This is a genomic window from Aeromonas sobria (genome assembly GCF_050266975.1).
Classification (GTDB): Bacteria; Pseudomonadota; Gammaproteobacteria; order Enterobacterales; family Aeromonadaceae; genus Aeromonas; species Aeromonas sobria_B.
In genome coordinates, this window is sequence record NZ_JBKISU010000009.1 from 36998 (window position 1) to 59152 (window position 22155).

Sequence of the window (22155 nt, forward strand, 5' to 3'; positions counted from 1 at the left end):
GGAAGTAACGGAGATAGGGTAATCCTATGAAAACAAGGACTATGACAATGAAGAAAGCGCTCCTGGGCAGCCTGGTATCGGCCGCTCTGTTGACCAGCTTCAACCTGAGTGCCGCCACCGCCGGTCAGGCGGTAGACGCCCAGGCCGCCACCGACAATGCCTCGAAAGTGTCCCAGCAGAAGATCGACAACTACGCCGACAGCGCGGAGTCCGCCCTGGCCCAGTACAAGGCGAGCCTGCGACAGCTCGACAGCCTGCGCACCTACAACGAGCAGGTCGGCAAGATGGTGGAATCCCAGAGCAGCGAGCTGGCCTCCATGGCGCGCCAGATAGCCCAGATAGATCAGACCAGCACCGAGGTGGTGCCGCTGATGCTCAAGATGATCGACGCCCTCGAGCAGTTCGTGGCGCTGGACCTGCCGTTCCAGCAGGTGGAGCGCGAAGACAGGGTCGCCGCCCTGACCGATCTCATGAACCGGGCCGACGTCACCATCTCGGAGAAGTACCGCAAGATCCTCGAAGCCTACCAGATAGAAGAGGGCTTCAGCCGCACCATAGAAGCCTACAAGGCCAGCCTGGACAAGGATGGCGCCCAGAAGACCTATGAATTCCTGCGGGTCGGTCGCATCGCCCTGCTCTACCAATCCCCGGACGGCATGGAGACAGGGGTGTGGAACAAGCAGACCCGCCAGTGGGACACCCTGCCCCAGGAGTATCGCAGTGCGGTTGAACAAGGCCTTCGCATCGCCAAGAAGCAGGCGCCCCCTGCCCTGATCAAGCTGCCGGTTCACACTGCGGAGAAAGCATCATGAAAGGACTCAGACTCACGATCGCCTCGCTGATAGCCGGCGCGACCCTGTTCACCCTGCCGGTCACCGCCGCCGAGAAGCCGGTGGATCTCAATGCCCTGCTGAGCCAGGTCAAGGCCGACAGCCTGACCGAATCCCAGCTCAACAAGGAGCGGGAGGCCCGCTTCCTGGCCGACAAGAATGAGCAGGCCAACCTGCTGGCCAAGGCCAAGGCCGACTTGGCCGCCGAAACCGCCAAGGGCGATCAGCTCAAGGCCAGCTTCGACGCCAACGACAAGCAGCTGACCGAGCTGACCGAGACCCTGCGCCAGCGCTCCGGCAACATGGGGGAGATGTTCGGGGTGGTGCGCCAGTTCGCCGGCGAGTTCAAGGGCATCTTCAACGCCTCGCCGCTGCGGGTCGAATACCCGGAGCAGGGCCCGCTGCTCACCAGGCTGGCCGAGAGCAAGGAGCTGCCCTCCAGCGGTGATCTCGAGGCGTTCTGGACCACCATCCTCAGCCGCATGATAGACGCCGGCAAGGTGAGCCGGATCCCGGCCACCGTCGTCTATGGCGAGGGGAGCCAGGCCGACCAGACCGTCACCCAGATAGGCGAGTTCAACACGGTCGCCGATGGCAAGTACCTCAACTTCGTCCCCGAGACCGGCAAGTTCGAGGAGCTCTCCCGTCAGCCCGACGGCAAGATGACCTCCCTCATCGCCGGCTTCGAGCAGGGTGGCGCCGGGCTCGAGCCCATCTATGTGGATCCCTCCCGCGGCGTGATCCTCTCCCTGCTGGTGCAGTCCCCCACCCTGGCCGAGCGGATCGATCAGGGCGGCGTGGTCGGTTACGTCATCCTGGCCCTGGGGGCCGTGGGGGTGCTGATCGCCCTGTTCTGCGGCGCCCGCCTCTCCCTCCTCGGCGGCGCCATGCGCAAGCAGATGAAGTCAGACGCCATCATCAAGGGCAATCCCCTGGGTGAGATGCTGGCCGCCTATCAGGGCCACAAGGGCGACAACATAGAGGATCTGGAGTCCAAGCTCGACGAGGTGATACTGCGCAACGTGCCGACCCTGGAGAAGGGGGTGGGCATCATCAAGCTGATCGCCTCGGTCGCCCCCCTGCTGGGGCTGCTGGGTACCGTGGTCGGCATGATCGCCACCTTCCAGGCCATCACCCTGTTCGGTACCGGCGATCCCAAGCTGATGGCCGGCGGCATCTCCGAAGCCCTGGTCACCACCATGCAAGGCCTGGTGGTCGCCGTGCCCATGCTGTTCCTCTACACAGTGGTACAGACCCAGAGCCGTCGCCTGATCCAGGTGCTGGAAGAGCAGAGCGCCGGGTTCGTGGCCCGTTATCAGGAAAGCCTGCACGCCTCCAAAGCCGCAGCGTAAGGAGTCTTCCATGTGGTTCTGGTTGATTGAGGAAGTGGAATCCATCCGGCGCTTTCTGGGGATGGGGGGAGATGTGCTGGTCGCCATCTTCTTCCTCACCCTGGTGATGTGGGCCCTGTTGCTCGAGCGCTGGATCTATTTTCTGACCGTCTATCCGCAGCAGGCCAAGGGCACCCAGCAGACCTGGCTGGCCCGCCATGACCATCAATCCTGGTCTGCCAGGCAGATCCGGCGCGAGCTGGTATCCCGGGTTGCCCTGGCGGTGGACAAGGGGATGCCGATCATCAAGGTGCTGATCGCCCTCTGTCCGCTGATGGGGCTGCTAGGCACAGTGGTTGGCATGGTGCAGGTGTTTGACACCCTCGCCATCACGGGGACGGGATCGCCGCGGGCCATGGCCTCCGGCATCTCCAAGGCGACCATTCCGACCATGGCCGGCATGGTGGCCTCCCTCTCCGGCCTGTTCTTCGCCAGCCGGCTGGAGCACAAGGGCAGGCTGGCGGTGGACAAGCTGGAAGACAGCCTGAAGCACGGTTGAGTCAGGGAACGATGCGGTGGCCGGGCCAGACCCGGCCACCCGGTACAAGCAAGGAGTTTTTGCTATGAGAAAGCGTCACAGCGCGAGCAGCGCAGACGAGGCGGCGATCGATATGACCCCCATGCTGGACATAGTGTTCATCATGCTGATCTTCTTCATCGTCACCACCTCGTTCGTCAAGGAGGCCGGGGTGGAGATCAACCGCCCCAGCGCCAACACCGCCGAGACGGTCAAGAAGGGCAACATCATGGTGGCCGTGCGTGAGAACGGTCAGGTCTGGGTCGACAAGCGCCAGGTCGAGGTGGGCGCCGTGCGTGCCAACATCGAGCGGCTGCGTGCCGAGAACCCGGAGGGCGCCGTGGTGATCCAGGCCGATACCGAATCCAGGTCCGGTATCGTGGTGGAAGTCATGGATCAGATCCGCATGGCCGGGGTGCAGAACATCTCCATCGCCGCCAATAAAGAAGGCTGATGCCAGGGGTCACCAATGAGATACCTGATATCCTTCGCAGCCGCCTTCCTGGTGGTATTCGGCCTGTTCTGGGGAATGGACAAGCTGGTCAACCAGGAGCGCCGGGAATTGCTGGAACAAGACGACGTCAGCATGGTCGACTTCATCCGCATCAAGCCCCAGGAGACGCTGCAAGAGAAACAGAGAGAACTGCCCAAGCCACCGCCGCCCAAGCGCCCGCCCCCCCCACCCGAGATGGAGGTGTCGAGCCCGGACAAGCCGCAGATGCAAACCATGGCCATGGACATGCCCAAGCTGGACTTGCCGGTCAACATCGCCGGCGGCAACGCCCTCGGCGCCTACAGCACAGGGGGTGGCGGCGGTGGCATGGGAGGCAACAATGGCGCCATCCCCCTGGCCACCTTCGAGCCCATGATGCCGCGCAAGGCCGCCCTCGCGGGTCTGGCCTCGGGCAAGGTATTGCTGGAGTTCACCGTCACCGAGCGGGGCACCGTCAGCAACGTGCGCGTGGTCAAGGAGCAGCCCCGCAGCTATGACCTCGGCAAGGAGGCGCGCAAGACGGTGGCCAAGTGGACATTCAAACCCGCCATGGTCGATGGCAAGCCGCAAGCGAGTCGCATGCGGCAAGAGATCGAATTCGCGGTCAACTAAGGAAGGTGGCGATGAACAAGTTACACAAGGGGATATTGGCCCCGGTCGCCCTGGCCGTGTTGATGAGCACCGCCAGTTGGGCCGCCGAACAACCCGCCCTCTCCGACCGCGCCTACCGCGCGGTCAACAAGGCCCAGGAGCTGATCGCCGCCAAGCAGTACGGCGAAGCCAATGCCAAGTTGCAAGATGCCCTCTCGGGGGCCGGGGAGAAGGTCTATGACAAGGGGGTGATACTGCAAACCCTGGGCTTTTTGGCGGCGCAGCAGGAGCAATATGGCAAGGCGACCAAGTATTTCGCCGCTGCCATTGCCACCGGCGGCCTGCCCCAGCCCGTGGCCCAGCAGGTGCGCTACAACCTGGCCCAGCTCTACATGGCCGAGGGCAACTACCAGGGATCGGTGGCAACCATGAAGCAGTGGTTCGCCAGCCTTGGCAAGGATGACAAGCCCACCCCCCATGCCTACATCACCCTGGCCAACGCCCATGTCCAGCTCAAGCAGTACCGGGAGGCCATTCCGGCGGTAGACAGTGCCATCCGTCTCTCCGCCGGCAAGGCCCCCGAGTCCTGGTATCTGCTCAAGATGGGGGCGCACTACGAGCTGAAACAGTACAAGCCGGCGACCGAGGTACTGACCACCCTGGTGGGCATGTTCCCGGAGAAGAAGAAGTACTGGACCCAGCTCTCGGCCATGTATATGCAGGCGGGCAATGATGCCAAGGCGCTGGCCGCCCTGGAGGGCGCCTACCGGCTCGGCATGCTGACCGAGCAGGCCGAGCTGCTGCGCCTGGCCAACTACCTCGCCTTCGCCGGCATTCCCCACCGCGGCGCCCGCGTGCTGGAGAAGGCCATGAAGGAGGGCAAGGTGGAGCGCAGCGTGGCCAACCTCAAGACCCTGGCCAACTACTGGCATCAGGCCAAGGAGCTCAACCCGGCCATCGATACCCTGATGACGGCCTACCGCCAGGCGCCCAACGCCGAGTTGCAGCTCAAGATGGCGCGCATGATGATCCAGAGCAAGCGCTATCAGGATCTGGTGGCCCTGGCGGGCAAGCCGGCGGGCAATGCCAGCGCGCTGCAGCGAGCCGACCTCACCTTCCTGACCGGGGTGGCCTACTTCGAGCAGAACCGGCCCAAGGAGGCGCTCACCGCCTTCACCCAGGCCGCCCAGAATGGCCAGGTCAGCGGTCGTGCCACCCCCTGGATCAGCTTCCTCAAGGAGCAGGCCCCGCAGGCGCAGGACAGCCAGACCCAGTGAGGCGAGGGGGACGCGCCCCGTGACGCGGCCCGGATGACCAGAACCGCTCCTCGGAGCGGTTTTTTTCATTGCCGGTTCGTGGCGAGGGAGATCCAGGTTTTAGACGTCTAGACGTAAAAACACACGTTGACATAGCCATCCAGACATCTTAGCATCATCAACCATGATGACAGAGCAAACCCAGTGTAACCTCTGCCCAACTTACCCGCCTGTAGCGCCCTGTGCTTTAAGGCTTTGGCACGGAAGAATCCATGATCAAGTTGAATGCCCTCAACAAAGTCTACGGTAAAGGCAGTGACGCCGTGCACGCCCTGCGTGATGTGAGCCTGCATGTACCCCAAGGCAAAATCTTCGGTGTGATCGGTGCCTCCGGCGCCGGCAAGAGCACCCTCATTCGCTGCGTCAACCTGCTCGAGCGGCCCACCGACGGCCAGGTGGTGGTCGATGGCCAAGACCTGACCGCCCTCGGCGATGGCGAGCTGACCCAGGCCCGCCGCCAGATCGGCATGATCTTCCAGCACTTCAACCTGCTCTCTTCGCGCACCGTCTCCGCCAACATCGCCTTCCCGCTGGAGCTGGCGGGATGGGACAAGGCCCGCATCCAGGCCCGGGTGCTGGAGCTGCTGGCCCTGGTGGGTCTCGAAGCCCGCGCCCATGCCTATCCGTCCGAACTCTCCGGCGGGCAGAAGCAGCGGGTCGCCATCGCCCGCGCCCTGGCACCGGCCCCCAAGGTGCTGCTGTGTGACGAGGCCACCTCGGCCCTGGACCCCCAGACCACCCGCTCCATCCTGACCCTGCTCAAGGAGATCAACGTCAAGCTGGGGCTGACCATACTGCTGATCACCCACGAGATGGATGTGGTGAAGGGGATCTGTGACGAGGTGGCCATCATCAGCGATGGCAGCCTGATCGAACAGGGGGAAGTGGCCTGGTTCTTCAGCAACGCCAAGACCCAGCTGGCCCGCGACTTCATCCACTCCACCATCCACCTGGACGTGCCCCAGGAGTATCAGGACAGGATGACCCCAACCCGGGTCCCCGACAGCTATCCGCTGCTCAAGCTCGGCTTCACCGGCGCCAGCGTCGACAGCCCGCTCATCTCGGAGGCGAGCCGCCGCTTCAACATAGACGTCAGCATACTGGCGGCGGACATCGAATACGCGGGGGGGGTCAAGTTCGGCTTCCTGCTGGCCGAGGTGTTCGGCGACGAGGCCCAGTGCGAGGCCACGCAACAGTTCTTCATCGACAACCACATACAGCTGGAGGTAATGGGTTATGTCCGACGCCATGACTAGTCCGCTGTTCACGGCCCCTGGCGCCACTCAGACGCACGCCTTGCTCAACAATCCCATTCAGCTGGAGGTAACGGGTCATGTCCGACGCCATGATTAATCTGCTCATCACGGCCCTTGGCGACACCCTTATCATGGTGTCCGCCTCCGCCCTGTTCGGTTGCCTGCTCGGCCTGCCCCTGGGGGTCGCCCTCTACGTGACCAAACCGGGTCAGATCCTGGCCAATCCGGTGCTCAACCGCCTGCTGGGGGTCGTGGTCAACATAGGTCGCTCCGTGCCCTTCATCATTTTGCTGGTCGCCATCATACCGCTGACCCGACTCATCGTCGGCACCAGCATCGGCACCATAGCCGCCATAGTGCCGCTCACCATAGGCGCCGTTCCCTTCATCGCCCGTCTGGTGGAAGGGGCCCTGATGGAGGTGCCGGACGGCTTGCTCGAGGCCGCCAAGGCCATGGGCGCCAAGCCGCTGCAAATCATCACCAAGGTGCTGCTGCCAGAGGCCCTGCCCGGCATCCTCAACAGCGTCATCATCACGCTGGTGACCCTGGTCAACTACTCCGCCATGGCCGGTGCCATCGGGGGGGGCGGCCTGGGAGACGTGGGGATCCGTTACGGCTACCAGCGTTTCGATCCCACCGTCATGCTGGTGACCGTGGCCATTCTGGTGGTACTGGTTCAACTCATCCAGAGCGCAGGTGAGCGCCTGGTCAACAAATGCGATCATCGCTAAACGTCGATTTCTAACAGGAGGTTTTCATGAAATTAGCCATTAAATCCATCGCGGCGGCTCTGCTGGCTGGCTTGGTACTGGTCGGCTGCGGCCAGAAGGAAGAGAGCAAGACCCTGAAGATTGGCGCCATCGCCGGCCCCGAGACCGAACTGGTTGAGACCGCCGCCAAGGTTGCCAAGGACAAGTTTGGCCTGACCGTCGAGGTGGTGACCTTCTCCGACTATGTCACCCCCAACGTGGCCCTGAACGATGGCAGCATCGACATCAACGCCTTCCAGCACAAACCCTACCTGGATGCCCAGATCCGTGATCGCGGCTTCAAGCTGGTGCCGGTCGGCAACACCTTCGTCTACCCGATTGCCGGTTACTCCAAGAAGATCAAGGCCCTGAGCGAGCTGCAAGATGGCGCCCAGATAGCGGTGCCCAACGATCCTACCAACCTGGGTCGCTCCCTGATCCTGCTGGAGAAGCAGGGTCTGCTGACCCTGAAAGAGGGCGCCGGCCTGGAGGCGACCGTGCTGGACATCGCCACCAACCCGCGCAACTTCAAGATCGTCGAACTGGAAGCCGCCCAGCTGCCCCGCTCCCTGGAAGACGTGGATCTGGCCATCATCAACAACACCTTCGCCGGTCAGATCGGGCTGACCCCGACCGAGAACGGCCTGTTCGTCGAAGACAAGGAGTCCCCCTACGTCAACCTGATCGTCTCTCGTGAAGAGAACAAGGATGACGAGAAGGTCAAGCAGTTCGTGCAGGCATTCCAGACCGACGAGGTCTATCAAAAAGGCATGACCCTGTTCAAAGAGGGTCTGGTCAAGGGCTGGTAAGCGGCTCTCCAGGCAAAAAGGCCACGTCAGCGTGGCCTTTTTCGTCTCTGCCGCTATCATAGCCCTGAGCACGACGACAACAAGAAACAATCAGCATGAAACAATGGTATCTGGCCTACTGCAAGCCCAAGGAAGAGGCGCGTGCCCGAGCCCATTTGGCGGCTCAGGGCATTGAATCCTATTACCCCATGGTGGAGGTCGAGAAGCTGCGCCGTGGCAAGCGCGTCCCCGTCCGCGAACCCATGTTCCCGAACTACCTGTTTATCTTTGTGGATCTCGAGGAGGTGACCCCGGTGACCCTCAAGTCCACCCGGGGCATCAGTCGCATCATCCACTTCGGACGGGAGTGGACCCCCATCTGCAGCCAGCTGGTGTACCAGCTGATGAGCAAGGATGACAGCGACGAGGCGAGAGCCAGCTATGCTTGCCTGCCGAGTCAGGGTGACAAGGTACTTATCGAATCTGGCCCCCTGGCCGGATTCGAGGCCATCTACCTGGAGCCGGACGGCGCGAAACGGGCGATCCTGCTGGTCAACCTGCTCAATCAGGAGACCAGCAGCAGCTTCGATAACTTGGCGTTTCGCCGGCTGGATTGATCCTTGCCTGACGCCCATAGATAAAGCGCCCCGCCACCTCAGGTTGCGGGGCGCTCTTTTGGCGCCCAAAGGCACCGCTCACTGCAGGGTGAAGCGGCTGATCGCCTGGCTGAGGCGGCTCGTCTCCTGGGCCAGGCGCGTCACGATCGCCTCCCCTTGCTGGCCATGGTGGCTGGATTGATGGCTGAGCCCGGCTATCTCCTCCACGGCGCCGGCCACCTCACGGGCGGTGCGCGACTGCTGCTCGGTGGCGGTGGCGATGGCCCCCAGCTGTTCGCTCAGCGCCTGCACCCGATCGATGGCCCCCTGCAGGGTATGGCTGACGCTCTCCACCGCGCCGCGCCCCTCCTCCACCAGCCGGGTGCCCGTGCTCACGGTCGCCACCGTCTGCCGGGTCTGCTGCTGTATGCTGGCGATGGTCTGGCTTATCTCGGCGGTGGACTGGCTGGTGCGGCTGGCCAGCTGACGCACCTCGTCGGCCACCACGGCAAAGCCGCGCCCCTGCTCCCCGGCCCGCGCCGCCTCGATGGCGGCATTGAGCGCCAGCAGATTGGTCTGCTCGGCGATGGTGGCGATCACCTCGGTGACGCGGCCCACCTGCTCGCTCTGGGCGCTGAGGCGCGCCATGGCGCCATTGGCCTCCCCTATCATGGTGGAGATGGCCTGCATGGTGCCCACCATCTGGCCGAGGGCCTGCTCCCCCGCCCGGCTCTGGCTCTCTGCCGCCGTGGCGGCGCTGGCGGCCTGGGCGATGTTGCCGGCCACCTCCCGGCTGGTCACCGAGATCTGATCGATGGCCGATGCCACCTCATCCACCCTGAGATGCTGACTGGCAAGGTCCGAGACCAGGGTGCGAGTGGTGCCGCTCACCTCGCCGCTGACCCCCTCCACTTGCGCGACCGCCCCCTGAATATCGGCCACCAGCTGGCGCAGCTGGGCCGACATCTGGTTGAGGGAGCCGGTCAGCCGCCCCAGCTCGTCCCCGCGCCGCATCGGCAAGGGCTCGGCCGGCAGACGGCCGGACGCCACCAGGCTGGCGCGGCGCTCGAGCCGCTGGATGTCGCCGGTCAGATGGCGGCTGAGCCAGAGCGCCACCAGGGTACTGAGCAGGAGCACCCCCAGGGTGGAGGCGATCAGCATGGTGCGGATGCGGCGGCTGGCGCTCTCCATCTGCTCCCCCATGCCGTCGACCTCGGCATGGGTCTGACGGACCTGATCCGCCAGCAGGCTGCCCAGGCGCAGCAACTCGGGCTCCACCTCATGGGCCATCAGATGATTGGCCCGGTTCCAGTCCGGGGCCCGGCGCGCCGCGATCACCTGATCGACCAGTTCGCCGAAGGGGGTCGACATCTCCTCGAACAGACCCCAGAGCGTCCGCTGCGCCTCGGTGAAATGGGTCGCCTGCCCCTCTATCTCCTGCACCCGTTGCCGGTGGAACTGGTAATAGTCGAGATATTTCTGGCGATAGTCATCCTCCCCCGAGATGAGGTAATCCCGCAGCGCGGAGAGGGCATTGGAGAGCCCGTTGTAGGCATCCCCCACCTGCTTGAGCAGGCGGCGTCTGTCCCCAGAGAGTCCGATCTCCTCGGTCGCCACCTCCTCGTTGGTGAAGGATTGCAGCTGATCCAGGGCCGCCTCCGCCAGGGGGCCGGCCTCCTGCAACATCAGGGTATGGGCGGGCAGGTTGTCATCCGTGTGGGCCAGATCCCACACCCGCTGCTGGCTCGCCTTGAAGGCGGACAGCGCCTCGGCCAATGGGGGGGCCATGGTCTGACCCTCGATGCGCAGCCAGGCCTGCTGCCACTCCTGTTTGAGCCGCTCCCCCTGGGCGGGATCCGCCCCCAGGATCAGATAACCCCGCAGGGAGGAGACGGTGGCTACCAGGGCCTGCTGGCTCGCCTCGTCCCGCTGCAAGGCAGGCAGGGCCTGGCGCATCAGCGCCTGCTCGGAGGCGGCGATCTGATGCTGCTGATGGGAGATGAGCACGGCAGAGAGCAGGATCAGCAGGTTGACGAAGCCGAAGGCCAGCAACAGTTTGACGGCAATTTTCATAAACATCCTTGTTCCGCAGGGAACCTCTTGGCTCCGAATTGAGAGGGCCGGTCACCACACGCCCGGGTGCGAGTGGGGGGAAGGCTTCATGCCCTCCCGGCCGTGTCGGCATGCGAGCGTATCACACTGGCGCTGCGGTGTGACCGCCATGAAACGGCGCGCTTTTTCACTTATTTCACTTATCGGACGACGGGGACGCGTCATGAGGGAAAATCACTGCAAAGGGCCAAACGACAAGGCGGTGTGACCACCACGACACGGCACGCTTTTCACTTGTCGGACGACGAAACAACGTCATGAGAGAAAGTTGCTGCGGGAAAAGAAACGGCAAGGCGGGCCAACGGCCCGCCCAGAGTAAGCAATGGGTGATGGTATGGGGGCCAGGCCCCCACCCATCAGGTTATTCGCGTCCCAAGCCGAAAGCCGGTCTGATATTCCCGCTCCCGCAGGTGGGAGACCTGCACCGCCTGCCCTTCCAGTCCGATATCCTTGAGCAGGGCCGGGGACAGATTGAGCAGGGTACGGCGCTGCTCGATGCGGGTAATACGATAGGCGATCAGGCGCGCGGCACCGCGCAGCAGGGTCAGTTCGATAGACATAAGATCTCTCCGTTTGAACCTTGCGGCCCTCCCGAAGAGCGGAGACATTCACCCGGCGGAAGAACCGCGGGTGATAAATGGTGACAGGGTTACCTGTTCACTCCACGCGGCAAAAGAGTACGAACGGACTCACGGCAGGCGCCGTGTTGAGTCGCAACGTTGACCATTGAATGTTGCATATTCGTCTCCTTATGGGTGAAAAGTGGAACAAGTGTCGGAAGTGTAAAAAAGCACCGAATTCAATACAAGCCAGCCCTCACCACCCGCCCCCCATTTGGGGAGGGCGGCAAGGGATCATCCTAGATCCCAGACAGCAGTCGGTACTCTTCCAGCACATAGGTGTCCGTCATGCCGCTGACATAGTCGAGCAGCAGGCGCACCCGGTAATACCACTCCTGCTCGGCGTGGCACAGGAAGCGGGCATCCGGGCTGGCCACCGCCAACCGGTATGCCTTGAGATGGCGGGCGGAGAGGCGGTGAAACAGGCGACGGGCGAAGAAGAGATCCGCTCCCCCCGCCCCCGCCAGCAGCCGGGAGAAGCGCTTCTCGGGCAGGGCCAGCAGACAGGCGTAGGTCGACAACACCCCCCGCAGGGCGGCGTAACCTTCCAGTTCGAGGGCCTCCACCTCGGGACGCATGAACACCTGCTCGCGCGCCACCCGCTTGAGGGTGTCCAGCACCCTGGCCGCCGGCGCCTGGCCGCTGAGCAGAGCCTGGGGATAGCGGCCCTGCAAGATGGCGTCATGCTCGGCCAGATAGGTCCGGGCCGCCAGCGCCACCAGATCCTCGGTCAGTCGCTGGCGAAAGTGGGGGAAGAATCCCTCGCTGCCCTCTCTGGATTCCCCGAGCAGGGCCTGCATGTACTCCCCCTCGTCGGCACTGGCCAGGGCCTGGATCAGCTCGCTCTGGCTCAGGATCCGCCGATCCACCGCGTCCTCGAGATCCGCGATGCAGTAGGAGATGTCGTCCGCCGCCTCCATGATATAGACCAGTGGATGGCGGCAGCCCGGCGCCAGGCCCAGGCGCTGGCTAAGTTGGGCGTAGAGGGGCTGTTCGCTGAAGAAGATGCCCCCCTTGGCCGCCCAGCCGTGGTGCTGGGCCTGGCCCGCGGCGAGATCCTGCTGCTGGGGATACTTGCACAGGGCCGCCAGCTGGCCCAGGGTGAGGTTGAGCTCGTGCAGGCTGTGCACCAGCCGCAGGCTCTGGGCATTGCCATCGAAGCCGAGCAGATCGGCCCGCAGCCGCGGCCACTGCTCGCTCGCCGTCCCCACGGCAGTGGCAAACAGGGGATCGAGCTGCTCGCCGAGCCACTGCCCCATCACCTGCTCCCCGAAGTGGCCGAAGGGAGGGTTGCCCACGTCATGGAGCAGGCAGGCCATCTCCACCAGATTGATGAAGGACCAGGGGCAGACCGCCTCGGCGGGCAAGTGCCCCAGGATGCGGCGGCTGATCTGGCGCCCCGTCTCCTGCACCTCCAGGGAGTGGGTCAGCCGGCTGCGCACCGAGGCTTTCACATCCAGCGGGAACACCTGGGTCTTTTGTTGCAAGCGGCGCACCGGGGCCGCCTGGACGATCCGGGCCCGATCGAACTCGGTCGCCGCCAGCAGGCTCTCTTCCCCCCTGGAGACGATGCGCAGGGGCGGGATCAGGGTCTGGTACATGGGCTCACTCCTCTGGGCTCCCTCGCTTGGGTGCGCCGTCATGGCTTGGGGTTCATGCCTGCAACCAGGCGCGCAGGCGGGCGATGTCACCCGGGTAGGCACGGCGTAGCGACTCAATCCAGTCTTCCACGTTCTCCCACCAGGCGGGCTGATCCGGACTCTGGATCAACTGGGCCAGCTGCTGCAGGCGACGCAGACCGATGGAGCCGGCGGCGCCCTTGATCTTGTGCGCCTCCTCCACCACCCCGGCCTGGTCCCGGGCCGTCATGTTCGAGTCGAGCACCGCCATGTAGTCCGGCATCATCTGCTCGAACAGATCCACGCTGGAGATCAGCACCCCCTTGCCGACCGTGTCCGCGTAGTCGGTCAAAAAGCCCAGATCCAGCCAGTCGTTCTGTTCGGCCTGCTCGCTGGCGGCGTCGGCCTCCTCATCGGCCAGGTCCGCGAACAGGTGGGCGATGACGGCGCGCACCGCCTGGGAGCGCAGCGGCTTGTTGATCACATCCTGCATGCCGCGCTCGAGGTAATAGTGGCGATCGCCGGTGACGTTGGCCGTCAGCGCCACCATGGGGGGCAGGCTCTCCCCATAGCGTTCCAGCAGCCGGGCCGCCACGTCGAAGCCCGTCATGTCCGGCAGCTGGATATCGAGCAAGATGAGATCAAAATCATCCGGGTTGGCCATGGCGATGGCCTCGCCACCGGTGCGCGCCACCCTGACCTGGTGCCCCAGCTTGCCGAGCAGGGCGCAGGCGACGGTGACGTTGAGCTCCACATCTTCCACCAGCAGGATGTCGAGGCGCAGATCGCTGTCGGGCAGCTCGGGCTCGGGAGCGGCCTCGACGCAGGCCACCTCCAGCTCGGCGGTGAAGCAGGCGCCCTCGCCGACATCGCTGTCCACATGGAGCTGGCCGCCCATGGCCTGCACCAGCTGGCGCGAGACGGCAAGGCCGATCCCGGTGCCGGTGGCGTGCTGCTTGCCCTGCACCTGATAGTACATGGCGAAGATCTTCTCCTGCTGGGCGCGTGGTATGCCGATGCCGGTATCTTCCACCTCGAAGTGCAGGGCCAGCCTGCCCTGGGTCTCGGCCTCGTGGGCGAGGCAGCGGATGGTCACCCCCCCCTCGTCGGTGAACTTGACCGCATTGCCCACCAGGTTCCACAACACCTGGCGCAGCCGGGTGCCGTCGGCCATCACGAATTGCGGCATCTCTCCATCCCGATCGAAGTGCAGATAGAGTCCCTTCTGTTCCGCCTGAATGCGCGACAGCGTCTCCAGCTCGTCGAGGAAGGCGGGCAGGTCCATGGGGGTCGGCACGATTTCCAGCCGGCGCCGGTCGAACTTGTCGAGATCGATGATGTCGTTGAAGATGTTGCCCAGCGTCACGGCGCTCAGGTGGATGGTGTTGAGCTGCTTGTGCTGGGCCGGGGTGAGCTGGGTGTCCATCAGCATGCGGCTCAGGCCCACTATGCCGTTCAGGGGGGTGCGCAGCTCGTGGCTGATGGTGGAGATGAAGGTGGTCTTGTCCCGGCTCGCCTTCTCCAGCTTGTCCTGGTACTGCTTGCGCTCGGTGATGTCGCGGCCAAAGCCGAGCAGGCCGAGCCGCTTGCCGAAGCGGTCGAAGAAGGGCACCTTGCGCAGCTCGAAGTAGGCCTTGCGCCCATCCGGGTACTCGAGCCACTGCTCATAGGTCATGGGCTCGTTGCTGGCAAACACCTGGCGATCCGTCTCCACCACCTTGTTGGCGATGTCCTGCTTGTAGACGTCGAACGGGGTGAGGCCGATGAGCTCCGCCTCGACCCGGCCGGTGAGCTGCTCCATGGCGGTGTTGCAGCCGGAGAACTGCTCGTCCTCGTTGCGGTAATAGACCAGATCCGGCGAGCAGTCGATGAAGGAGCGCAGCAGGGCGGTGCGCTCCCCCAGGTGCAGCTGGGCCTTCTCCCGCTGGAACACCTCGTTCTCCAGATCCTCGATCGCCTGCTGGCGCAGGGTCTCGGCCCGGTTGGTCTCGGCGATCTGGGCGTTGAGGCGGCTGATGTTCTCCTGCAACTGGCTGTTGAGCTCCATGTCCCGCTCGCGCATCTCCTGCAGCTTGCGCACCATGCGGCTCAGCCGCTGACGGGAGTCCTCCAGCTGATCCACCACGATGGAGAGAAAGTAGACGGCCCAGGGGGTCACCAGCAGGCCGAAGAAGACGGAGCGCACCAGATCGACCACATCGACCGTGCCGCGCAGAAACAGGGTCACCCCCATCTGGATGGAGACAGCCAACACTATGATGGCCGCGGCCAGGAACATGCTGAAACGCACCAGCCCCAACTTGGTCATCAGATCCACATAATACTGGGCCCAGGATTTAATCTGCTTCATCTCGTTGTTTTCTCCCCACAAGTGCCCCCCAGAATACCAGCAGCCGCCCCGGAACACTTGCCTCGCCTCTGGTTTTATTGCGTTCGGCCCTCCCCCTTTGTGAGCTGGCCCTCACTGGCACGGAGCAAGGCGCGGTGGGCCCCGCCGGTGGCGGGCGGGTGACAAGGTGTCGCCTGCCCCCCGGGCGACCGGGATGCCATTGAGGCAGACAGCGGCGGAGCACCGCCTTATAATGCCGTCCGTCAACCTGTTTGAATCCTACTCGTTTGAGGAGTGAGCAATGCGCAAGAGTCTGTTACTCGGCCTGGGTCTGCTGGCCGCGGGCCCCCTTCATGCCGAGATCATCGAGATCCCGAAACAGTCCGGCTTCTCCGGCTTCCTGCTCGGCGGCGTCACCGCCAGCAGCTACGAGTCCAACTTCTACAAGGGCCACGACAGCCATGACCGCATCGACAGCCTGGGCGCGGCCGAGCGATCCGATGGCCTGACCCCCCTCGTCAATGCGGATCTGCGCTACACCTTCGCCGACACCCGTACTCAGCTCTACCTCGGCAACCTGATCCAGGATGCGGTGCGTTTCGACTTCACCCAGCAGCTGGGGGTGCGCCAGCAGGTGGGCGACAAGGGCATCATCGCCGGTGCCTATGTGTTCAGCGCCCTGCCCAACAAGCAGTGGCAGGATCCCTTCGCCACCGGTGTCGATCGGGAGACCACGAAACGCAGCTCTCGCGGCCTGCGCCTGAGCTGGGACAAGATCTGGGGCTCGAACTTCAACGGCAAGGCCACCGTGCGCCACATCGACATCGACAACGAGCACAGCGGCGAGCGCTATGGCCACGAGGTTGCCCGCCAGCTCGATCGCAACGGTCGGGAATATACCTTCGAACTGGGCTACCTGTGGCAACCGGCCCCGGGTCATCTGCTCGAACCCTCCCTGGTCTACCGCCAGGCCGATCTCGATGGCCGGGCGGAGAGCTATGACAGCACGGGGGTTCAGCTGAGTTATGGCTTCAAGCAGAGCCAGTGGTCCCTGGTGAGCAACCTCTACCTCGGCAAGCGCGACTATGACGCCGTCCAGCCGATCTTTGGCCGCCGGGCCGATGCCAATGAGTTCGCCATCGGCGGCTCCTTCTTCTGGCATCGACTGTTCGGGGTCGCCCCCCTCTCCGCCGTGGTGAGCGCCGGTTACGCCAAGGCCGACTCCGACATCGCCTTCTACGACAGCAGCGTCAGCTCCCTGAGCACAGGCCTGCTCTACACCTTCTGATGGCGCGTGGCGCCGGCTGAAAACAAGGAGGCCACCCCAGGGGTGGCCTCCTTTTTAATGCCGTGACGGCGCTCAGATGCCGAGGGAATCGAGCAGATCGTCGTGCTCGTTCGCGCTGGCGACGGTCGCCGCCGGTTGCGGGGCCTGGGCCAGCTTGGTGCGGGCGATCAACTCGTCCGGGCTCAGCTCCTCCTGATCCCGCCCCTCGTCGTGCAGCCGGATGAACTCCGTCTTGTCCATCGCCAGCTCCAGATAGAAGATGTTGTTGCGGGCGGTGAAGAAGGTGACCCGGCGCGACTCCGGATTGTCGAGGTTGGTATCGACGCTCAGCATCACCTGCTTGTTCAGGGCCAGCATCTTGGGCTGGTTCTGGGTGATGTGGGTCTGCAACTCGCGGCCTACCTTGTGGGTGAAGCTGCCGACGATCTGGTTCATCAGCTCCCCCATCACGTTGCTCACCTCGTCCGAGGTGTGGGAGATGGCGAGATCCTCCTTGGAGAGCCCCATGCTCAGCATGTAGTTCTGGTAGAGTTCCATGGCGGCGGCGGCGGAGAAGTTGATCACCACCAGACCGGAGAAGCCGCCATCGAACAGCACGAAGCAGCCGATGTCGGGCTTGAGGCAGGTCTTGCTGATCTTCTGCACCATGCCGGAGAAGCGCACCTGGCTCTGGCTGGCCGCGCTCAGCACCTTGGTGACCGAGTTACACAGGCTCAGCAGTACATCTTCCGTGGTCAGCACGGTATCGTCATCGGCTCTCGTTACTATCATGGGCTCTTCCTGAACGGCGAAAATGGGCTTATCTATAACACAAAGGGAGCGGCGTGGCGGGCCCTTGTCATCGGGCTGGGAGCCAGCGCGCTCTTTCGTCACTCATCGGCATCGTTCGGGGTGAACCCGGGGACAGTGCCAAGGCGCGTCTGCCATGTATCGGCCTCCCGCGCCAAAACTTGCGGCCCATGGGGGATGACAGGATGAGCCCCCCAGATGGGACCCGGCCAGGCCTTGTCACCGACGAAACGTGCCACATGGTGCAAATGCAGCTGGGGCACCAGGTTGCCCAGTGCCGCCACATTGATCTTGTCGGGGTTAAGCGCCTGCTCCATCAGGGCGGCGACGGCGCAGGACTCCTGCATCAGTTGCTGCTGCTGAGAGGGGGCCAGATGATGGATCTCGCGCAAACCGGCCACCCGAGGCACCAGGATGAGCCAGGGATACTGGCTCTCCTTGGCGAGCAGGACGCGGCACAGGGGCAGATCGCCAAGCACCCGGGTATCGGCGGCCAGGCGGGGATGCAGTTCGAACATGGGGACCTCATGCAAAAAGGGTGGGCACGGCAGTGTGCCCACCTTACTGCAAGCGACCCGGCAAGGAAAGCGGGAGAGCGGTGACGGCGACCCGGCCAGGGGAGATCAGAGCCGGGGCACGGCCCAGCCGATGAAGCGCTTGCGCAAGGCGGGATCCGCCTGCAGGAACAGCTGTTGCAACTGGGCCTCCAGGCCGCTGGCCTCGACGGCCAGGGCCGGGCGCGGGGTCGGCGCGGCGGCGACCATCAGGGCCGCCACGCCGCCATCCCGGTTGTAGTCCGCCAGCCGATCGGGCCAGTCGATCCCCAGCTGTAGCCCCCGGCTGACCAGCTCGTCCTGGGCAAACGCGACCGGCCGGCCCTGCTCATCAGCCAGGCTCAGTTTGGGCGCCCTGGCAAAGGCGGCCATCTGCTCACCACTGCGCAGGGCGGCGGGGAGCGCCGCCGGCGTCAGGATCAGGGGGCCGCCGCTGGCATCGAAGCGCACCACCTGGGGCTCGGAAACATGGTGGCTATCGTTGTCGCTGCTGTTGCGGCTCTCCTCCACCCCGTCGTAACGCACCAGCAGCTGGGCTGCTCCCTCCCTGACGCTGGCACTATGCTCGTCGAGCAAGCTGCCCTCCTGCACCGCCAGCAGCTGGAACGGCGCCGGTACCGAGACTCGGACATCGGCCAGGGCCAGGCCACTCACACTCCCGCAGCCCAGTAACAGGGCCAGGCTCCACACTCGTTTCATCTCATCATCCGTTATCGGTGCCACACATGGCCCGCTACCTTAGCGGGCCTTTGTGACAGCCAGATAACAGTATGCTGCCGCTCCGCCTGCCCCCTTACACCAGATGGTGGGGATGCTCGCGAGACCAGGCCTGCAACAACTTGTGTGACGGGATCCGCCGATGACGAGATGACACACATGAAAACGGGCCCCGCAATGGGGCCCGCTCGTGTATGCCGCCTCGTACCCGAGGCAACCCCGCCAGGTAAACGTTTGTTTCCTGGCGGCGAAAAAGGCGATCCGTCTCAGTCGATCAGCCCGTACTGCTCGCGCAACACCTCGATGATCTCCTGCTTGGGATGGGCGCTGCGCACCAGCGGCTGACCTATGATGGTCTCAGCGATGCCCACATAGGTGTGGGAGATGTCCATCATCACTTCGGTGGGCAGCTTGTTGTCCCGGGCCAGGGCGAAGCGTTCCGGCATGCGGCGCTTGTTGAGCAGTATGTCCGGATCCGGGAAGTGGTTCAGCAGCCACTGACGGAAGCCCTCTTTGGACTTCTCGACGATCTCGCCATTGCGCAGGGCGGCGCCGTCCCAGATGCGGGAGCTGTCGGGGGTGCCCACTTCATCCATGTAGATGAGCTTCTCGTTGCCGGCGGCGTCCTGGACGTAGCCAAACTCGAACTTGGTGTCGACAAACAGCTGATCCCGCTCGGCCAGGGCTTCGCTGATGACGCCGAAGCCTTCCTTGAGCAGCACCTCGTAACGGTCGATGTCCGCCGGGGAGCGAAAGCCAAAGGCCTGATGGTGACGCTCGATGTCGGCGCGGGAGACGTTGACGTCGTCCGCTTCCGGCACGCCGTCCAGTCCCTTGAGCACACCCTTGGTGGAGGGGGTGATGAGGATCTCGGGCAGCTTCTGATCCTTTTGCAGGCCTTCGGGCAGACGGATGCCGCAGAATTCCCGCTCGCCATCCTGATAGGCGCGCCACATGGACCCAGTGATGTATTGACGGGCGATGGCCTCGATCAGCACGGGGCGGGCTTTTTGCACTATCCAGACGAAGGGGTGCGGAATGTCCAGGATGTGGCTGTCCGCCAATCCCTTCTCCTTGAACAGCTTGAACCAGTGGCTGGAGATGGCATTGAGTGCAGCCCCCTTGCCCGGCACGCCGTTCAAGCCCTCCACCCCCTGCCAGATGCAGTCGAAGGCAGAGATGCGATCACTGATCACCATGATGGCCAGGGGCGCATCGGCCGGCACGTCATAGCCTTTCTCTCTGATGAGCCGGGCACTGTCCGCCGGGGTCAACCAGTAGACGCTGCGCACCTTGCCTGAATGGACAGGTTTATCGGTACGGATCGGCAAATCGTCATTCACCGCCAATACTTGATCTGCAAGACTCATGGCTTTTAACACTTCCTGTTGTGGGACGAATAAAACAGAGCAGCCACCCCCACGGCTCGGGAATGGATGCAATCAAATCTGGGTAGCCCTCCCCGGCGTCACGCCGGGGGATCCACATAACAAAACAGGGGCGCCGGGCCCCTGTCTGTTATTGTACTGCTGCCTGATCGGCCTGGGCCTTGGCGAATGCCTCGGACAGGCTGATGTACATCTGGGAGATGACGCCGGACGATACCGGCTTCTTGTCCTTGTCGAACAGGGTGATGGAGGTCTTGCCACCCGCCATCTCGCCGAGCTGGAAGCGGTACTTCTCCTCCTCCAGCTTGAAGGGATCGCCCCCCTTGCTCTGCCAGAAGTCGCTGCCCGGTTCGTCATACTCGACGTCGATCCAGCCCAGGGACTGCTGGGTATCCTTGATGATGAAACCGTAGCCGGGCAGGATCTGGTTGAGGCGACGCCACACCTGATCAAAGGAGCCATCGGCAATCCAGGCGCTCAGGTCGTTGTTGTCAAGACCCAGTTGCAGGCCCATGCCATCGCTGCTCTTGTGCTGCTCCCGCGCCTTGAGCTCCTGGTCGTAATAGAGGGAGAACTGGTTGAGGGCGCGGGTGGCGTAACGCTTCGCCTCGGCCGGGCTCAGGCTGGTGCTGGTGTCGCCGTCCAGCTTCTCTTCGTGGTCGATCACCCTGACCGACATCTTCATGGCATGGCGCTGGTCGTCCGGGCTCAGGCTGAAGAGGTAGCGCTGACGGATCTGGTAGTCGTCATCTTCCTCACCCCAGCCGTCGAGGGCCATGGTGTTGTCGAACCAACCGGTTTCCAGCACGCCGCCTTCGCGGTCGAGGCGCTCGGTAGTGACCTTGTATTTCGCCAGGAAATTCATCAGGAAGGCCCAGGTATCGTCCTGCACACTCTGCCCGGTACTCAGGGCGTAGAAGGCGACGGTGGGCTCGGCCGCATTGGCTACCACCTGGCTGCCTGGGACCACGGTCAGCAGCTGGGCGGGGGGACGCACGTCCACATCGGCACCGAGGGGGCCTTCGAGGCTGCTCTCGGGCAGGGCGGGAATATTGAATTCGCTGTTAAAGGCGGGGGTCTGCAACCCGGCGGGTATCAGGAATGCGCGGCCTTCCAGGCGGGCGTCCTCATACTCAAAACCACGGTTGGCCATCTTGCGCTCCGCCGGTGAGCTGCAACCGGCCAGCACGGCCAGGGTCACCACACTCATCGCCAGACGCACTGCACTTCCCTTTCCGTTTGTTTTAAACACTCGCCATCAACTCCGCAGTCATCAGAGCCTGCGTCATCGCCTGTTCGCCCTCTGGGGTGAGGTCGGTCAGCGGCAGACGCAGGGTCGCCGTCGCTATCAATCCCAGCCGGGCGCAGGCCCACTTGACCGGAATGGGGCTCGGTTCGCAGAACAGAGTCCGATGCAACGGCATCAATCGATTGTTGATGTCGTGGGCCAGACCGGCATCACCGGCCAGGGCAGCACGACACATGTCGGCCATCTGGGCCGCCGCAATATTGGTGGTGACGGAGATGACCCCATCGCCCCCTTGCAGCATAAAATCACATCCAGTCTCGTCATCGCCACTGTAGAGGGCGAAATCCGCACCGCACAGCGCCCGCAACAGCGGGGTGCGCGCCAGATCGCCGGTGGCCTCTTTCAAGCCGATGATCCCGGGCACCCTGGCCAGCCGGCCAACGGTCTCGGGTTTGAGATCACAGCAGGTACGACCCGGCACATTATAAAGAATTTGGGGCAGACCACTAGCCTCGGCGATCGCACAATAGTGACGATAGAGCCCTTCCTGGGTCGGTTTGTTGTAGTAAGGGGTGACGGAGAGCCCGGCATCCACCCCCAGTTCGGCAAAGCGACGGGACAGGGCGATGGCATGACGGGTATCGTTGGAGCCGCAGCCGGCCACCACGGCGATGCGTCCCGCTGCCAGCTCCAGGGTCCTGGCCACGACGGCGATATGCTCCTGCTCGCTCAGGGTCACCGACTCCCCCGTGGTACCCACCGCGACGATGGCCGAGGTACCGGCGGCCACATGATACTCGACAAGGCGAGCCAGACTGGCCCAATCGACGTCCCCTGACGCCAGCATGGGGGTGACAAGAGCGACAAGACTACCGCGTAACATGGATATTTCTCCCGATTTTCAGGGGCGTAATGGTAAAGCTGCCCCCTTTGAAAAACAAGGGAGGCGGGGGACAAGCCGTG

21 protein-coding genes are annotated in these 22155 nt (G+C 63.8%); 11 read left to right on the forward strand and 10 right to left on the reverse strand.

The genetic code is table 11. From position 1 onward, the window contains the following. Positions 1-47: 47 nt before the first annotated feature. The 10 genes from ACLHZ1_RS06930 to rfaH all read left to right on the forward strand — a co-directional run bounded on the left by ACLHZ1_RS06930 (position 48) and on the right by rfaH (position 8548). Positions 48-812 carry a DUF3450 domain-containing protein gene (locus tag ACLHZ1_RS06930; RefSeq protein WP_408797287.1) on the forward strand — a complete coding sequence of 255 codons (765 nt, stop codon included), beginning with the start codon at positions 48-50 and terminating at the stop codon, positions 810-812. Then, complete coding sequence (locus tag ACLHZ1_RS06935) at positions 809-2182, forward strand: MotA/TolQ/ExbB proton channel family protein (protein WP_427261501.1); 1374 nt, start codon at positions 809-811, stop codon at positions 2180-2182. Before ACLHZ1_RS06930 ends, ACLHZ1_RS06935 begins: the two co-directional genes overlap by 4 nt. A gap of 10 nt (positions 2183-2192) precedes the next feature. Beyond that, a complete protein-coding gene (locus ACLHZ1_RS06940; RefSeq protein WP_427261502.1) occupies positions 2193-2720 on the forward strand; it encodes a MotA/TolQ/ExbB proton channel family protein in 528 nt (175 codons plus the stop codon). Positions 2721-2784: 64 nt separating this feature from the next. Beyond that, positions 2785-3192: an ExbD/TolR family protein gene (locus tag ACLHZ1_RS06945; RefSeq protein ID WP_041998428.1), complete on the forward strand. Its 408-nt coding sequence runs from the start codon at positions 2785-2787 to the stop codon at positions 3190-3192. Positions 3193-3207: 15 nt separating this feature from the next. Continuing rightward, positions 3208-3843, forward strand: a complete 636-nt coding sequence (locus ACLHZ1_RS06950) for an energy transducer TonB (RefSeq protein ID WP_427261503.1) — start codon at positions 3208-3210, stop codon at positions 3841-3843. Between the two features lie 11 nt (positions 3844-3854). Continuing rightward, on the forward strand, positions 3855-5099 hold the full coding sequence (locus ACLHZ1_RS06955) for a tetratricopeptide repeat protein (RefSeq protein ID WP_427261504.1): 1245 nt from the start codon (positions 3855-3857) through the stop codon (positions 5097-5099). A gap of 251 nt (positions 5100-5350) precedes the next feature. Beyond that, positions 5351-6394 carry a methionine ABC transporter ATP-binding protein MetN gene (gene metN / locus ACLHZ1_RS06960; RefSeq protein WP_408797294.1) on the forward strand — a complete coding sequence of 348 codons (1044 nt, stop codon included), beginning with the start codon at positions 5351-5353 and terminating at the stop codon, positions 6392-6394. 77 nt (positions 6395-6471) lie between these two features. Continuing rightward, positions 6472-7125, forward strand: coding sequence for a methionine ABC transporter permease (locus ACLHZ1_RS06965; protein WP_427261505.1), 654 nt, complete (start codon positions 6472-6474; stop codon positions 7123-7125). A 26-nt stretch (positions 7126-7151) separates the two neighbouring features. After that, positions 7152-7952, forward strand: a complete 801-nt coding sequence (gene metQ, locus ACLHZ1_RS06970) for a methionine ABC transporter substrate-binding lipoprotein MetQ (protein ID WP_427261506.1) — start codon at positions 7152-7154, stop codon at positions 7950-7952. A 95-nt stretch (positions 7953-8047) separates the two neighbouring features. Further along, complete coding sequence (gene rfaH, locus ACLHZ1_RS06975; protein WP_427261507.1) at positions 8048-8548, forward strand: transcription/translation regulatory transformer protein RfaH; 501 nt, start codon at positions 8048-8050, stop codon at positions 8546-8548. 78 nt (positions 8549-8626) lie between these two features. Here the strand turns inward: rfaH and ACLHZ1_RS06980 are convergent, their stop codons facing one another. The 4 genes from ACLHZ1_RS06980 to arcB all read right to left on the reverse strand — a co-directional run bounded on the left by ACLHZ1_RS06980 (position 8627) and on the right by arcB (position 15228). Next, entirely contained in the window at positions 8627-10600 is a 1974-nt protein-coding gene (locus ACLHZ1_RS06980; RefSeq protein WP_427261508.1) for a HAMP domain-containing methyl-accepting chemotaxis protein, read from the reverse strand. Positions 10601-10995: 395 nt separating this feature from the next. Beyond that, a complete protein-coding gene (locus ACLHZ1_RS06985; protein WP_041998408.1) occupies positions 10996-11199 on the reverse strand; it encodes a DUF1127 domain-containing protein in 204 nt (67 codons plus the stop codon). Between the two features lie 299 nt (positions 11200-11498). Continuing rightward, positions 11499-12860: a dGTPase gene (gene dgt, locus ACLHZ1_RS06990; RefSeq protein WP_427261509.1), complete on the reverse strand. Its 1362-nt coding sequence runs from the start codon at positions 12858-12860 to the stop codon at positions 11499-11501. A gap of 52 nt (positions 12861-12912) precedes the next feature. After that, entirely contained in the window at positions 12913-15228 is a 2316-nt protein-coding gene (gene arcB / locus ACLHZ1_RS06995; RefSeq protein WP_427261510.1) for an aerobic respiration two-component sensor histidine kinase ArcB, read from the reverse strand. A 280-nt stretch (positions 15229-15508) separates the two neighbouring features. Between arcB and ACLHZ1_RS07000 the strand changes: the two genes are divergently transcribed. Continuing rightward, a complete protein-coding gene (locus ACLHZ1_RS07000) occupies positions 15509-16495 on the forward strand; it encodes a DUF2860 family protein (protein WP_427261511.1) in 987 nt (328 codons plus the stop codon). Between the two features lie 72 nt (positions 16496-16567). Here the strand turns inward: ACLHZ1_RS07000 and ACLHZ1_RS07005 are convergent, their stop codons facing one another. From ACLHZ1_RS07005 to dapA, 6 genes are all read right to left on the reverse strand, one after another. Then, on the reverse strand, positions 16568-17266 hold the full coding sequence (locus tag ACLHZ1_RS07005; protein WP_427261512.1) for a DUF3334 family protein: 699 nt from the start codon (positions 17264-17266) through the stop codon (positions 16568-16570). Between the two features lie 98 nt (positions 17267-17364). Continuing rightward, on the reverse strand, positions 17365-17802 hold the full coding sequence (locus ACLHZ1_RS07010; RefSeq protein ID WP_427261513.1) for an HIT domain-containing protein: 438 nt from the start codon (positions 17800-17802) through the stop codon (positions 17365-17367). A gap of 105 nt (positions 17803-17907) precedes the next feature. Beyond that, complete coding sequence (locus tag ACLHZ1_RS07015) at positions 17908-18537, reverse strand: DUF2057 domain-containing protein (protein ID WP_427261514.1); 630 nt, start codon at positions 18535-18537, stop codon at positions 17908-17910. 284 nt (positions 18538-18821) lie between these two features. Beyond that, entirely contained in the window at positions 18822-19925 is a 1104-nt protein-coding gene (locus tag ACLHZ1_RS07020; RefSeq protein ID WP_427261515.1) for a phosphoribosylaminoimidazolesuccinocarboxamide synthase, read from the reverse strand. Positions 19926-20073: 148 nt separating this feature from the next. Beyond that, positions 20074-21195: an outer membrane protein assembly factor BamC gene (bamC, locus tag ACLHZ1_RS07025; RefSeq protein WP_427261516.1), complete on the reverse strand. Its 1122-nt coding sequence runs from the start codon at positions 21193-21195 to the stop codon at positions 20074-20076. Further along, a complete protein-coding gene (gene dapA / locus ACLHZ1_RS07030) occupies positions 21188-22075 on the reverse strand; it encodes a 4-hydroxy-tetrahydrodipicolinate synthase (RefSeq protein WP_041998379.1) in 888 nt (295 codons plus the stop codon). The genes bamC and dapA overlap by 8 nt, the downstream gene beginning before the upstream one ends. Between the last annotated feature and the right edge of the window lie 80 nt (positions 22076-22155).